Raw genomic sequence first — 14,738 nt, 5'->3', positions numbered from 1 at the left:
AACCCCGACACCGACGCCAACCCCAACCCCAACCCCAACGCCGACACCGACGCTGTCCGCGACACCGACACCGACACCGACACCGACACCAACCCCGACGCCCACGCCCACGCCCACGCCGACTGCGACGCCCACCACGGCACCGCCGCCGCCCCCGCGACCGGGACCCGATGATCCCGGTCATGGTCACGGGCCGGACATCGACGTCAACATGGACCTGCGACCCAAGCCGGGCCACGGGCACGGGAATGGGCACGCGCGCGGGCACCGTCCCGATGCCGGTCCCGGCCTGCCGCCCCACGACGGGCGGCTGCCGATGACCGGCGGCCCGATCGAGAAGCTGGCCGCCGCCGCGGGCTCACTGACGGCCGCCGGCCTGCTGCTGCTCCTCCTCACCAGACGCCGCCGCGGCACCTCCTGACCTGCGCGGGCCGCGAGGGTCAGATGCGGGCGGCCCGGCAGGCCAGTTGCAGCGCGAGCCGCTGCTGCGGGTCGTCGAGGTCCGCCTGCAGCAGCGCCCCGATGCGCCGGATGTTCCTGCCGATCGCGTTGCGATGCATGTGCAGTTCCTCGGCCGCGCGGGCCGGCGAGCCGTGGTGGTCGAGGTAGGCGCGCAGGATCGCGATCAGGTGCCCGGGACGGTCACCGCCCAGGTCGAGAATGGGCTGCAGCAGCTCGCGTACCGCCTGCTGGGCGGCGTCGGAGGAGTACCACTCCTCCAGCATCCGGTCCAGGCCCGCCAGGTCGTAGGTGGCCAGCGGGAGCGGGCTGCGGCGCAGCGCGGTGCGGGCCTCTGAGGCGGACGTGCGCAGCCCGAGCAGCCCCTGGTGCGCGGTGCTCACCCCGCACCGCAGCTCGGCCCCGGCCGGTCGGACCCGGTCGAGCAGCAGGCCGGCGTCGCGGACCGCCGCGCGCGGACCGGCCCGGCCCTCGTCGCGCGCCTGGGTCCGGACGACCACGAGCGCGTCGCCGGCCAGCGCCGCGTTCCAGGTCGGGCCGGCGATCTCGCGGACGGCGCGCACCGTCCTGGAGGCCACGGTGTCGAGCAGCGCGTACCGTTCTGGGCCTTCGTCCATGACGGGCTCCAGCCGCAGGACGACGTGCCACTCGTCCACCGGCAGCCCGACCGCCCTGGCCCGTGGCGCCAGTTCCTGCGCCTGCTTCTCCGGGGCGACCAGCAGCTCGGTCAGCAGCTGGGCGCGGGAGCGTCCCGGCTGTTCGTCGGCCGGGCCGGCCGCTGCGGCCAGCTCGGCCAGCCGGAGCACGATCCCGGCGGCCGTCCCCCGGTGCCCGCCCGGGGGAACGGCGCCGGCCAGGGAGAACGCGGTGCCTTCCGCGTGGACCTCGACGCCCAGCGCCGCGCTCGCGGCCGCGGCGACGCGCTCGGGCGCGCCGGCCGCGCGCAGCACGCCGTCCACCGCCCGCGCGGCCCTGACCAGGGCGTCCGCGGCGTCGCCGGCGATGGCCCGGTCGATGGAGACGACCAGCCCGGCCAGGTCGCCGCCCGACGCGAGGTGGTCGCAGGCGGTCAGCAGCGTGACGCCGCCGCGCTCGGCGAGTGCGACGGCGCTGCGATCGACCTCGGCGGGGGTCGTCAGCACCAGGGCGGACACCCCGGCCGCCGCCGCGTCGCGCAGCGCCACGTCCAGCCGGTATCCCGCGACCTGCCTGGAGGCCGCCGCCGTCAGCACGAGGACGGACCCGGCCGGCTGACCCGACACCGACGTCGGATCCTCCACGAGCCGCACCCCCGTGGCCACTCGCGCAGTCGCGGGGCCGGCGAGTTTCCGCAGTTCGTCCACCAGGTACATGACTCCAGTGTGCCACCAGCACACCCGTTCCCGAATCCAGGTGCTCCCAGCACATATGCCTTGACCTGCGATTTCATAGCCTGAACAGGTGGATGTCGATACCGGGCTGCTCCCCGCGTTCGCGCGGGGATGCGCCGTACTCGGATCAGGGGGTGGCGGCCCCGTCGCGATCGCGCGGGCCGCCGCGCTCCAGGCGCTGGCGGATCACGGCCCCGTCCGCGTCGTCCAGGCGGCCGAATTGGATCCGTCCATGCTGGTCATGCCCATCGGGACGGCCGGATCCACGGCCGTCATGGCCGAGCGGGTCGGCGGGGTGAACGAGGCGGCGTACCTGCGCGACAAGATCGAGGAGCTGTACGGCGCGCGCGTCGGCGCGGTGATGGCCAGCGAGATCGGCGGCGCGAACGGCTGCCTGGCGGTCGCCTGGGCGGCCCGCATCGGGCTGCCGCTGGTGGACGCCGACGGCATGAGCCGCGCCTTCCCCCGCATGGACCAGACCGTGATGCAGCTGCGCGGCATCGCGCCGACACCGGCCGTGGTGTGCGACGAGCGAGGCAGGACGCTGGTCATCGACCACGTGACGGGCGCCTGGCTGGAACGGCTGGTGCGGGCCTCGCTGGAGGCGTTCGGCGGGCAGGTGGCGACCAGCGAGTACGTCCTGCGCGGCGACCAGGTGGCCGGCGCCACCGCGCTCGGCTCGGTCACCCGCGCGGTGCGGCTGGGCACATCGCTGCCCGAGCCCCTGGTCACCGGCAAGGTGGCGGAGGCGGCGGGCTCGATCCTGATCGAAGGGCTCGGCCCCGACCAGGGCCGGCTGGTCCGGGTCGAGGCGGGCAGCGAGTACCTGGCGGTCATCGAGGACGGCGTGCCGCTGGCGGCGGTCCCCGACGTGATCGCGCTGCTCGACACCAGGAGCGGCGAGGTGGTGCAGACCGATCAGGTCAAGTACGGGCTGCGGGTGCGGGTGCTGCGCGTGCCCTGCGACCCGGTCTGGCACACCCCTGAGGGCCTGCGCCTGGCCGGTCCGTCCGCCTTCGGGCTCACCGGCCTGCCGGCCCCCGCGCGCCCGGGAGACGCGTCGTGAGGGCGGGCGTGGACGTGGGGCCGACCAACACCGACGCCGCCCTGCTCGACGACGAGGACCGCGTCGTGGCCACCGTCAAGGTCGCCTCCGTGCCCGACGACCCGGTGGCCGGCGTGCGTACCGCGCTGGGCCGCCTGCCCAGGCGGGAGCTGACCAGGGTGGCGGTCGGGCTGCGCGGCGCGGCGACCGCCGTGACGCGGCGGCGCGGCCTGCGCAAGGTGGCCGTGCTGCGCATCAGCGGCGACTCCGCGCGCGCGGTGCGCCCGCTGTTCGGCTGGCCGGACGACCTGCGCGCGGCGGTCAGCGCGGGCACGGAGATCGTGGACGGCGGCGGCGGCCTGGACCGCGAGGACTGGACCCCGCTGGACCGCGACGCGGTGGCCAGGTTCGCCGCCCAGGTCGCCGGGCGGGCGGAGGCGTTCGCCGTCACCGGCCTGTTCTCCCCGCTCGACGGCGAGCAGGAACGCGAGGCGGCCGAGATCATCCGGGCCGAGCTGGGCGGTTCGCCGAGCCTGCCGATCTCGCTGTCGGCCGACTTCGGCTCGCTCGGCCTGCTGGAACGCGAGAACGCCACCGTGCTGGACGCCGCGCTGTCCGGTTTCGCGTCCGACGTCGCGGACCGGCTGGCCCGCACGCTGGCCGGGCTGTGTCCCGGCGCGGCGGCGCACGTGACGCGCGGCGACGGCACGCTGATGAGCCTGGAGCACCTGGCCAGGCACCCCGGGCTGAGCCTGGGCAGCGGCCCGGCCAGCGTGCTGCGCGGCGCGGGCATGCTGACCGGCCTGGACGACGCGATCGTCGCCGACGTGGGCGCGCACCGGATCAGGGTGGGCGCGCTGGCCGGCGGCTGGCCCGAGGAGGCCGTGGGCGGAGCCGGCATCGGCGGCGTGCCCGTCGGCATCCGCATCCCGGCGCTGATCAGGGTGCCGCGCCCGGCCGACCCGGCCGAGCTGGCCGAGGCGGTGGACCGGCTCCAGCCCGGCGCGGGACGTCTGCCCCTGGTCGTGGTCGGCGGCGGCGCGCACGCCGTGCCCGAGGGGCTGCGGCCCGAGCACGGGCTCACGGCCGGCGCGATCGGCGCGGCGGTCAGCCCGGTCGGCGGCCAGTACGAGCGGATCGTCCGCCTGCCCGACCGGTCGGCGCTGGCCGCCGCGCTCGAACCGGTGGCGGAGGAGGCCAGGGCGGCCGCGGTGCGGGCCGGCGCCGACCCCAGGCACGTGCGGATCGTCGAGGTCTCCGACACGCGGCTGGCCTACCTGCCAGGCCCGTTCTTCAGACTCCGCGCCAGGGCCGCCGGCCCTGCCTCGCGGTTGTGAAACCCCCCGCAGAAAGGTCGAGGTCCATGACAACCGACTCGGACTACCCCCTGGAGCGGGTGCCGCCAGGCGCCCGCTACTCCTGGTTCAACGTGGCCGTGCAGCGTTTCGGCCAGCTCTCCGACCTGACGCAGTTCCTGCTCGGCGCCGCACTTGGCGCGGGTCTGTCCTTCTGGGGCGCGTTCTGGGCGTTCACGCTCGGTTCGGTGATCCTGGAGGTCGTCTGCATCTTCGTCGGCATCGCCGGCATGCGTGAGGGGTTGTCGACCTCGCTGCTGGCCCGCTGGACCGGTTTCGGCCGGTACGGCTCCACCCTGATCGGCATCATCATCGCGCTGAGCCTGTTCGGCTGGTTCGGCGTGCAGACCGCGGTGTTCGCCCGCGGCCTGCACTCGATCATGTCCTGGCTGCCGCTGCAGGCCTGGGCGGTCGTGGCGGGCATCGGGGTGACGTTGCTGGTCATCCGGGGCTTCAAGGCGATGGGCATGACCGCGTTCATCACCGTGCCCGCCTTTCTCGGCCTGGCCGGGTGGGCGATGTGGGTGGAGATCTCCCGGCACGACCTGGGCACGCTGGTGGCCTCGCCGCCGTTCGGCGAGCCGATCAGCATCGCGACCGGCGCGACCATCGTGGCCGGCTCGTACATCGTGGGCGCGGTCACCACGCCCGACATGACCAGGTTCAACCGCAACGCCGGTGACGTGGTGAAGCAGACGCTGGTCGGCATCTCGCTCGGCGAGTACGTGCTCGGCCTGGCGGGCGTGCTGCTGGCGTACGCGGTCAAGTCGTCGGACGTGATCGCCATCATCACGGCGTCGTCCGGCGTGGTCGGCGTCATCGTGCTGATCTCCGCCACCGTGAAGATCAACAACTGGAACCTGTACTCCTCCGCGCTCGGCCTGCTCAACGCCGTCGAGACGACGATCGGCGTGCGGCTGAACCGGGTGGCCGTCACCATCGGCATCGGCGTGCTGGGCAGCGTCCTGGCCGCGCTGGGCATCCTGGAGCGGTTCACCGACTTCCTGCTGATCCTCGGCGTCATCACGCCGCCGATCGCCGGGATCATGGTGGCCGAGTACTTCGTGGTGCGGCGCTGGCGTCCAGCGCTGGACGCCTCCAGGGCCGCGGGCCGCCTGCCCGACACCGAGCCCACCTGGGTGCCCGCCACGCTGGTGATCTGGGCGTCCGCCGCGCTGGTCGGCTGGCTCAGCGATCACTACCAGTGGTTCGGCATCCCGGCGCTGAACTCACTCGTCCTGGCCGGCGTCGCGTACGTCGTCGCGGGCAAGCTCGGCCTGGTCCGCCCGTCACGGGAGATACCGGTCGAGCAGCCCGCACTCACCGTCTGACAGAAAGTCCCACATTCATGCGTATCGGTATCGACGTCGGCGGGACCAACACCGACGCCGCCCTGATCGACGACGGCGGCCGGGTGCTGGCCACCGTCAAGTCCCCCACCACCGAGGACGTCACCGGCGGCGTCGCGGCCGCGCTCGAAGCACTCGGCGCCACCCAGGTGTCCGCGGTGATGATCGGCACGACGCACTTCGTGAACGCCCTGGTGGAGGCCGCGCGGCTGGAGCCGGTCGCGGCGGTGCGGCTCGGCCTGCCCGCCACGGCCGCGCTGCCGCCGCTGGTCGACTGGCCCGAGCGGCTGCGTCAGGTCGTCGAGGGCGCGGTGTACCTGGTGCACGGCGGCCACGAGTACGACGGCACGCCGATCTCGCCGCTCGACCCGGACGAGCTGCGCCGGGTCGCCCGTGACATCGCCGCCCGCGGCCTGCGCTCAGTGGCGATCTCGTCGGTGTTCTCCCCGGTCAGCGACGAGTCGGAGCGGCGGGCCGCGGAGATACTGGCCGCCGAGCTCGGTCCTGACGTGCACGTGTCGCTGTCGAGCGAGATCGGCAGGGTCGGCCTGCTGGCCAGGGAGAACGCCACGATCGTGAACGCCGCCCTGCGCCCGCTGGCCGGCCGCACGGTGGCCGCGTTCGGTGCGGCGCTGCGGGTGGCGGGCATCGACGCGCCGCTGTTCCTGTCGCAGAACGACGGCACGCTGATGGACGTGGCGCACGCCCGCCGCTACCCGGTGGCGACGTTCGCGTCCGGGCCGACGAACTCGATGCGCGGCGCGGCGTACCTGTCGGGGCTGACCGACTGCGCGGTGGTGGACATCGGCGGGACCACGTCCGACATCGGCATCCTGGCCGGCGGCTTCCCGCGCGAGGCGGCGGGCGAGGCGCTGGTGGCCGAGGTGCGCACGAACTTCCGCATCCCGGACGTGTTGTCGATCGGCATCGGCGGCGGCTCGATCGTGGCCGAGGACGGCTCGGTCGGCCCGCGCAGCGTCGGCTACCGGCTGACCGAGCGGGCACGGGTGTTCGGCGGCGACACGCTCACCGCCACCGACCTGGCCGTGGCCGCGGGTCAGGCGGTCATCGGCGACCCGTCATTGGTGGCCGGGGTCGACCCGGGCCACTCGCTGAAGCTCATCGCCGAGCGGATCGCCGAGGCGGTGGACCGCATGCGTACCTCGCCGGCGCCGCTGCCCGTGGTGCTGGTCGGCGGCGGCAGCATCCTCATCGACGAGTTGCCCGGCTTCGCCGACGTGCGCAAGCCGGACCACTTCGAGGTGGCCAACGCGGTCGGCGCGGCCATCGCCCAGGTCGGCGGCGAGGTGGACCGGGTCTTCTCCGGCCCGCGCGAAGCCGTACTGAGCGAGGCCAAGTCCGAGGCCGTGGCCCGCGCCGAGCGGGCGGGAGCGCGCGCGGGCAGCGTGCGGATCGTGGACGTGGAGGAACTGCCGCTGGCCTACCTGCCGGGTGACGCCACCCGGATCAAGGTCAAGGCGGTCGGCGACCTGGACCTGGAGAAGATGAATGCGTGAGATCGGGATCGACCAGCTCGACGACATGGCGCGCGGCGCCGGCATCCTGGGCACCGGCGGCGGCGGCGACCCGTACGTCGGCAAGCTGCTTGCCCGCGAGGCCATCCGCAGGCACGGCCCGGTGCGCGTCTACGACATCGACGAGGTGCCCGCGGACGCGACGGTCGTCGCGATCTCCGGGATGGGCGCGCCCACCGTGCTGCTGGAGAAGCTGCCGGCCGGGACGGAGGAACTGACCGCGCTGCGCGCGCTGGAGTCGGTGCTCGGCCGCCCGGCCACCCACCTCGTGCCGATCGAGGTCGGCGGCGTGAACTCGATGATCCCCATCGCCGCCGCCGCGCAGGCGGGCCTGCCCCTGGTGGACGGCGACGCGATGGGCCGCGCCTTCCCCGAGGCGCAGATGGTGCTGCCGACGCTGATCGACGTGTCCAACACGCCGATGGCGCTCGCCGACGACAAGGGCAACACGCTGGTCGTCGACACGATCTCCAACGTGTGGGCCGAGCGGCTGGCCAGGGCCGCGTGCGTGCAGATGGGCTGCCAGGTCTCGTGCGCCGACACGGTCATGCGCGGCGACCAGCTCCGCGACGGCCTGGTCCCGGCCACGCTGACGCTCGCGGAGAACCTGGGCAGGGCGGTGCGCGAGGCCAGGGCCGCGCACGCCGACCCGGTCGCCGCCGCCCAGAGCGTGCTCGGCGGCGTGCGCCTGTTCACCGGCAAGATCGTGGACGTCGAACGCCGCACCACCGGCGGCTTCGCCCGCGGCCAGGCCCTGCTGGAGAGCGTCCAGGGCGGCACCGGCAAGCTGGAGCTGAGCTTCCAGAACGAGCACCTGCTGGCCCGCAGGGACGGCGAGATCGTGGCCACCACGCCCGACCTGATCTGCGTGCTCGACACCTACTCGGGCGAGCCGGTGACCACCGAGGCCATGCGCTACGGACTGCGTGTCACCGTCGTCGCCGCGCCCTGCGACCCCCGGTGGACCACGCCGGGCGGGCTGGAACTGGCCGGGCCGCGTTATTTCGGCTACGACTGCGACTATCTCCCGCTGGCCGTCTAACCTCTATGCTCCATTCAGGTTCGTCGTGCGGTTGACCCGAAGGTTTGCCCGACTGTCACTTGAGGGTTGACCCGCCGACGATTGGTAGTAGATAACAGTATTTCGGCAGGGACAGTAAACCCCAACTGTTTCGGAGACGCCGATGACTAGCCACGCTTCTCCTGCGCTGGTCGGACGGGAAGCGCAGCTGGCCGCGCTCCTCGGCGCGATCACGCGTCCACCTGCCGTCACCCTGGTGCAGGGCGAGGCGGGCATCGGCAAGACCCGGCTGGTGCGCTCGGCCATCGAGCTGCTCAGAGACGACGCGCGCACGGTGCTGCTCGGCCACTGCCACCAGATCCGCGAGCCGTTCCCGTACGGCCCGGTCTTCGACGCGCTGCGGCACGTGGCGGGCGCGCTGCCCGACCGCGACCGGCTTAACCCGGTCATCGGCGCGTTACGCGGGCACCTGCCCGAACTGGCCGGGCACCTGCCGCCGGCGCCTTCGCCGTCGCCGCTCGACGACCCGCGCGCCGAGCGGCACCGGCTCTTCCGCGCCGTGCACGCCCTGCTGGCCGCCGCCGCGCCCGTCGTGCTGGTGGTGGAAGACCTGCACTGGGCCGACGACGGCACCCGCGACCTGCTGCGGTTCCTCACCGACCAGCCGCCGGACGGGCTGTCGCTGGTGGTGACGTTCCGCCGCGAGGGCCTGCCGGTGCCCGGGCTGCCGTTCGGCCACGCCTACCGGCGCACGCCTGGGGCCAACACCGAGGTCATCTCGCTGACCCCGCTCGACGTGGCTGGCGTGCGCAGCCTGACCGGGGCGCTGCTCGGCCGGGCGCTGTCGCTGGACTTCGCGGCCAAGCTGCACGAGCGCACGGCCGGCGTCCCCTTCGTCATCGAGGAGGTGGTCCGCGCGCTGATCGACGGCGAGGCCCTGCTGCCCGGCGGCGAGGAGGAATCGGACGTGCTCGACCGCATCACCGTGCCGCTGCTGCTGCGCGAGGCGATGGCCGAGCAGCTCACCGGCCTGTCGCCGGCCGCGCTGCACGCGGTGCACGCCGCCGCCGTGCTGCGGCTGCCCGCCGACGAGCCGCTGATCGCGGCCGTGTCGGGCGACGTCGCGCCGCCGGGCGCCGGGCTGCGTCAGGCGCTCAAGGCCGGCGTCCTGCTCGAGCACGCCGACGGCCAGTACGGCTTCCGCCACGCCCTGGCCCAGCAGGCGGTCTACGACGCCATCCCAGGACCCGACCGGCGGCTGACCCACAAGCGGGCGATGGCCGCGCTGACCACGCTCGACCCGCCGCCGCTGGTGCAGCTCGCCTACCACGCCAGGTGCGCCGGCGACTTCGAGGCCTGGCAGCGCCACGGCAGCGCCGCCGCCGACCACGCCGCCGCGCTGGACGACATCCCGCTGGCCGTCGAGGTGCTCGAAGGCATGCTCGCCGACCCCAAGCTGCCCCGCGAGGCCCGCGGCCCGCTGGTGCTGCAGCTCAGCAAGCTGGCCGCGATCGGGCTCTCGCACCGCCGGGTCGTCCGGCTGCTGCGCCACCTGCTGTCCGACGACTTCCTGTCGCGCCGGGTGCGCGGCGAGGCCAGGCTCAACCTGGGCGTGCTGCTGGCCAACCAGGCGGGCGCGATCGCCGAGGGCAGGCGCGAGGTCATGGCCGCGATCCCCGACCTGGACGACCAGCCCGGCATCGCCGCCCGCGGCCTGGCCCTGCTGGCGATGCCCTCCTGGGGCGACGAGACGCTGGCCACCCACCGGCAGTGGATGGAGCAGGCGGAACGCCTGGTGGCCAAGGCCGGCGACCCGGAACAGAAGGCCACCGTACTGGCCAACAAGATCAGCCACGCCATGCTGACCGGCGACGCCACGGCGTTCGACCTGGCCGACACGCTGCCCGCCGACCACCCGTCGCCGGCGGTGCGCAGGCAGGCCGCGCGCGGCTACTCCAACCTGTGCGACGCGGCGACCGCGCTCGGCCACTACGGCACGGCCGAGCGGTGGGCCCGCCGGGCCAGGCGGATCGCCGAGGAGACCGGCGCGCTCTACTCGGCCTACCTCGTCGAGGTCTCCTCGATCCGGCTCGCCCTGCTGACCGGCCGCTGGGACGGGCTGTGGGAACGCGCGGTCGCCGCCGTCGAGATGACGCTCGAAGCGCCGCTGCTGGCCGTGGACGCCCGGCTCGCGCTCGGCATGATGGCCCTGTCCAGGGGCGAGTGGGAGGAGGCCGGCGACCATCTGGAGGCGGCCGGCGTGCGCGACCTGGAGTCGGCGTTCCTGCCGGTGGCCGCGGCCGCGTCCGGCGCTCTGGTCGAGTTGCACCTGGCCCGCGACTGCGTGCCCGCCGCGCTGGAGGAGGCCGGGCGGGCGCTGACCTGGCTGCGCCGCAAGGGCGTGTGGATGTGGGCCGATCATCTGGTGCCGCCCACGGTCACCGCGCTGCTGAAGTCCGGCAGGCCGGAGGAGGCCGCGGAGCTGACGTCCGAGCTGGCCGCGGGCATCGTCGGCAGGACGGCGCCGTCCGCCGAGGCAGCGCTGGAGACCGCGCGCGGCATCCTGGCCCAGGCCGCGGGGCGCTTCGAGGAGGCGGCGGCCTGCCACGCCCGGGCGCGGGCCGCGTACGAGACGATGCCGGCGCCGTACGTCGCGGCGCGGGCGGCGGAAGCCGAGGCGGCCGCGCTGCTGGAGCTGGGCGACAGCAAGGCCGCGACCGACCTGGTGGCCGGCGCGGCCGAGCGGTACGCCGCACTGGGCGCCACCCACGACGCGGCCCGCTGCCGTCGGCTGCTGCGGGAGACCGGGGCGGCGGGCGTGCCGCGCAAGGGCGGCAGGAAGGGCAGGAGCGGGGTGCTGTCGCCGCGCGAGGCCGAGGTGGCCAGGCTGGTGGCGATGGGCCGGACGAACAGGGAGATCGCCGAAGTGCTGTTCCTGTCGCGGCGCACCGTCGACACGCACGTGGCGAAGGTCCTGCAGAAGCTCGGCGTGCGCACCCGCAACGAGATCGAACCTCCTTCGTGAAGGGGGGTCCCGGCCGGGAGGGGGCTCGGCCGGGACCCGTGGTTCTCCGGGTTCTCCTTGACTAGACGGTGATGCTCCAGGAGTCGAGGAACCCGATGTCACCGGCGTAGACGTCCTCGATGTCGAGGGTCCAGGTGCCGCCGGCCTGCTGGTTCACCGGAACCGTGAAGGTCCTGGTGCCGTACGGCGTGCAGGTCGTGCCGCCGTACCTGTCGACCACGTACCACTGGCCGTTCGGTCCCCGCACCCAGATGTCGAGGTCCTCGGCGCAGGTGTGGTTGATCGTGATCGACAGCTTGAGCGAGGTCGTGGTGCCCGTCGCGATGGACGAGATCGAGCTCTGCGTGTTGCTGTAGTCACGGATCTGGTAGTCGGTGTCGTTGGTGAACGTCCTGCCACCCGTGTCGCCCTGGACGGTGAGCGAGTACGACGTGCTCTTCGTCGTGGTCTCACCGGTTCCCGTCACGGTCACCGTGTAGGTGCCCGACGGGGTGGTCGGCGCCGTCGAGATCGTCAGGGTGGAGGAGTTGCCCGAGGTCACCGAGGCCGGGTTGAAGTTGGCCGTGGCGCCGGAGGGCAGGCCGCTGGCGGACAGGTTCACCGTCTGCGCAGTGCCGTTCGTGGTGGTGGTGCCGATGGACGTGGTGGCCGTGGCACCGGCCTGAACCGTACCCGAGCCCGGGTTGGCCGCCATGGAGAAGTCGCGCGGCAGCGGGTCGCCGCCGACGGCCTGCTTCCACACCGCGTACATCGCGGCGTCGGAGGCCCGGTCGAGGATGGTGTCGTTGATGTTGCTGGAGTTGTCACAGGCGGCGTGGTAGCAGGAGTCGTACGCCCGGCCGGCCGTGCCGCCCCACTTGGTGGCCTGCGCCTGCGTCTTGGTGTAGCTGGCGCCGGCGGCCACGCCCGAGCTGGCGATGCCCGCGTTGCGGAAGGAGGCGTCGTCGGAGCGGTTCGCGCCCTCGGTGTTCTCCTCCGGCTGCAGGCGCAGCTTGTCGTAGAACTCCTTCAGGAAGGAGGCGCCGGTGGTGGTGATGTTGTTGATGAAGTAGCCGCCGTTGGGCGAGCCGATCATGTCGTAGTTGTAGTAGACCTTGATCTTCTGCCGTTCGGTGGAGGGCAGCTGCGAGACGTAGTACTCGGAGCCGTTGAGTCCCTGCTCCTCGTCGGTCCACCAGCCGAACCGCACGTGCTTGGTCATCGTGGGGTTCTTGGCGGCCAGCGTCAGCGCGACCTCGAGGAGACCGCTGGAGCCGGAGGCGTTGTCGTTGATGCCCGGTCCTGCGGCGACGCCGTCCAGGTGGGCGCCGGACATGATGACCTGGTTCGGGTCACCGCCAGGCCAGTCGGCGATCAGGTTCGGTCCCGAGCCGCTGGTGCAGCCCGAGGCACAGGTCTGCCTGGTCACGGTGTAGCCCGCGGCCCGCAGCTTCTGCTCGATGTAGCTGACCGAGGCCGTGTAGCCGGGGCCGGTCGACCTGCGGTTGCCGCCGTTGTTGTTGGCGATCGTCTGGAACTGCGCGATGTGCGACTTGACGTTGGCCAGGGCGATGTCCGGCGGGTCCGTCGGGTCCGGGCCGTCGCCCACCGTGAGCGTGTACGTCGCGGTGTGCGTGGTGGAGCCGGCGCCCCTGACCGAGATCTGGTACGTGCCCTGCGCGGCCGAGGCGGCCACGTTCAGCGCCAGGGTCGAGGAGTTGCCCGAGGTCACCGAGGTCGGGTTGAAGCTGGCGGTGACACCGGCGGGCAGGTTGGTCGCGCTCAGGTTGACCGTCTGCGGGCTGCCCTGCGTGGTCTGGGTGTTGACCGTGGTGCTCACCTGCGTGCCGGGCTCGGTGGTGCCCGCGGACGGGTTGAGCGACATCGAGAAGTCGTTCTGCGCGGTACCGCAGGCGCCCTCACCGGACTGCGCCGGAACGCTGACCGCGCTCCACGCCGCCTTGACCGTGTTGCACTCGGCGCTGTTGGCGCCGAACAGCTCGATCGCCGCCGCCACCGAAGCGGTGCGGACGTTCACGTACCGCCAGGACGAGGTCTTGCGTCCCAGCGCGCCCATGAAGATCTTGCCGGCATTCTGGATGCCGATGCCGGTCACCGAGGAGGGACCGCCGGTGCAGATCGGGCTGGACGGCTTGCCGCCACCGGGGTTGTTGCCCTCGGCCAGCAGGTAGAACCAGTGGTTCAGGGGGCCGGCCGCGGCGTGCACCTCGGTGTTCGGGATCTGCGACGAGTAGCAGTTCGGGTCGTTGCCGACCAGACTCGGGTTGTACATGTTGCGGATCGGGCCGCTGCCGACGAGGTTGACCTCTTCGCCGACCAGGTAGTCCGCCGGGTCGTTCGGGTTGTTGGCGTAGGCCTCGGTGAGCGCGCCGAAGATGTCGCCGGTGCCCTCGTTGAGCCCGCCGTTCTCGTTGCCGGAGCCGGCGCCACCCGGGGTGGTCTGGAAGATGGCGTGGCCGTACTCGTGCGCGACCACGTCGATCGGGGTGACCTGGCGCTGGCCGTCCTGGGAGCGGCCGAAGTTGGTGTAGCTGCCGTTCCAGTACGCGTTCACGTCGGCCAGGCCGACGCGGGCCGGGAAGCCGCGGCCGCTGCCGTTGATGCCGTTGCGGCCCAGCCAGTCGCGCAGCATGTTCCACTCGCGCTGCACGGCGTACAGGGTGTCGACGCAGGCCGTCTCCAGGTTGGTGCCCTGGCCGTTGCCCCAGTTGTCGTCGGTGCCGGTGTAGGCGGAGCCGTTCTGGCCGCCGCACTGGATGCCGGGACGGGTCGAGTCGGTCATCGACGTGGCGGCCGTGTCAATGGTGACCTGGCCGTTGTAGTAGCCGTTGCCGGTGCCCGCGCGTACCAGGTCGTAGGAGTCGACGTACCTGCCGGTCTTCGCGTCCACGAAGACGTGCTGGATGCTCGGCTTGCCGTCGGCGATGCCGGAGACCACGGCCTCCCACGCCAGCTTCGGCTGAGCACCCCAGGCGAGCACCACCAGCCGGGGGGCGGCGGTGTCGTCCACGCGGCTGAGCCGGGTCTTGGCGACGTCGGTGGCCCGGGCCGCGCTGATCGACGCCCTGGTCGGCACGTTGGCCGGGCTCGGCCCGGCCGCCGCCGTGGTGTCGCGGACGTTCCCGGCCGCGTCGGTGACGACGACCGCGTCGCCGCCGACCACGGGCAGGCCCTTGTAGGTCCGCTCGTAGGCGACGTAGTACATGTCGCTGGCGCCGGGAGTGACGCCCACCCTGCGGTAGGCCTCGTCGGGACCCTTGCTCAGCTTGTCGAGCCCGCTGGCGACCGCCTGGTCGGCCACTGCCGCCGCGAGCGACGACGGGTCGGCCGCCGCCGCGAGCGCGAGTGCGCCAGTGTTCTCCTGGGCCTTGTTGGCTCCGGGAGGAGAGGCGTTCGCGGGTGACGCTACCAACGCCATGGACGCGGCCGTGGCGATGCCCACGACCGCGGCGACTAAGGCTTTGCGTTTCACTTCGGTGTTGCTCCTTTCGGCGTTCTCCCTGGCCGGAGCACTTGTGAGCGCACGACGACGGCCACACCGCCGGGGATCCGCCAGGCGGTGGGCACACAGGGAAATGG

General features: G+C 73.2%; 9 protein-coding genes. 7 read left to right on the top strand and 2 right to left on the bottom strand.

From position 1 onward, the window contains the following. Positions 1-211: 211 nt before the first annotated feature. Entirely contained in the window at positions 212-421 is a 210-nt protein-coding gene (locus HII36_RS47090; RefSeq protein WP_173529886.1) for a hypothetical protein, read from the top strand. A gap of 19 nt (positions 422-440) precedes the next feature. Here HII36_RS47090 and HII36_RS47085 read toward each other — a convergent pair whose 3' ends face one another. Further along, positions 441-1,811 (bottom strand): PucR family transcriptional regulator, encoded by a 1,371-nt coding sequence (locus tag HII36_RS47085; protein WP_173529893.1) that lies wholly within the window; start codon positions 1,809-1,811, stop codon positions 441-443. Between the two features lie 88 nt (positions 1,812-1,899). On the opposite strand from HII36_RS47085, the gene HII36_RS47080 reads away from it, so the two are divergent. The 6 genes from HII36_RS47080 to HII36_RS47055 all read left to right on the top strand — a co-directional run bounded on the left by HII36_RS47080 (position 1,900) and on the right by HII36_RS47055 (position 11,159). Then, a complete protein-coding gene (locus HII36_RS47080; RefSeq protein WP_173529892.1) occupies positions 1,900-2,895 on the top strand; it encodes a DUF917 domain-containing protein in 996 nt (331 codons plus the stop codon). Then, complete coding sequence (locus HII36_RS58990) at positions 2,892-4,211, top strand: hydantoinase/oxoprolinase N-terminal domain-containing protein (RefSeq protein ID WP_173529891.1); 1,320 nt, start codon at positions 2,892-2,894, stop codon at positions 4,209-4,211. The genes HII36_RS47080 and HII36_RS58990 overlap by 4 nt, the downstream gene beginning before the upstream one ends. Before the next feature lie 26 nt (positions 4,212-4,237). Beyond that, positions 4,238-5,560 carry a purine-cytosine permease family protein gene (locus tag HII36_RS47070; protein WP_173529890.1) on the top strand — a complete coding sequence of 441 codons (1,323 nt, stop codon included), beginning with the start codon at positions 4,238-4,240 and terminating at the stop codon, positions 5,558-5,560. Between the two features lie 17 nt (positions 5,561-5,577). Beyond that, on the top strand, positions 5,578-7,095 hold the full coding sequence (locus HII36_RS47065; protein ID WP_173529889.1) for a hydantoinase/oxoprolinase N-terminal domain-containing protein: 1,518 nt from the start codon (positions 5,578-5,580) through the stop codon (positions 7,093-7,095). Next, complete coding sequence (locus HII36_RS47060) at positions 7,088-8,155, top strand: DUF917 domain-containing protein (RefSeq protein WP_173529888.1); 1,068 nt, start codon at positions 7,088-7,090, stop codon at positions 8,153-8,155. The genes HII36_RS47065 and HII36_RS47060 overlap by 8 nt, the downstream gene beginning before the upstream one ends. Before the next feature lie 142 nt (positions 8,156-8,297). Then, entirely contained in the window at positions 8,298-11,159 is a 2,862-nt protein-coding gene (locus HII36_RS47055) for an ATP-binding protein (RefSeq protein ID WP_173529887.1), read from the top strand. A gap of 61 nt (positions 11,160-11,220) precedes the next feature. On the opposite strand, the gene HII36_RS47050 is transcribed toward HII36_RS47055, so the two are convergent. Next, positions 11,221-14,631: a M28 family peptidase gene (locus HII36_RS47050; RefSeq protein ID WP_328808212.1), complete on the bottom strand. Its 3,411-nt coding sequence runs from the start codon at positions 14,629-14,631 to the stop codon at positions 11,221-11,223. Positions 14,632-14,738: the final 107 nt, after the last annotated feature.

It is taken from the genome of Nonomuraea antri (assembly GCF_013283785.1).
Taxonomy (GTDB): Bacteria; Actinomycetota; Actinomycetes; order Streptosporangiales; family Streptosporangiaceae; genus Nonomuraea; species Nonomuraea antri.
This window is presented reverse-complemented; position numbering and strand designations above follow the sequence as displayed.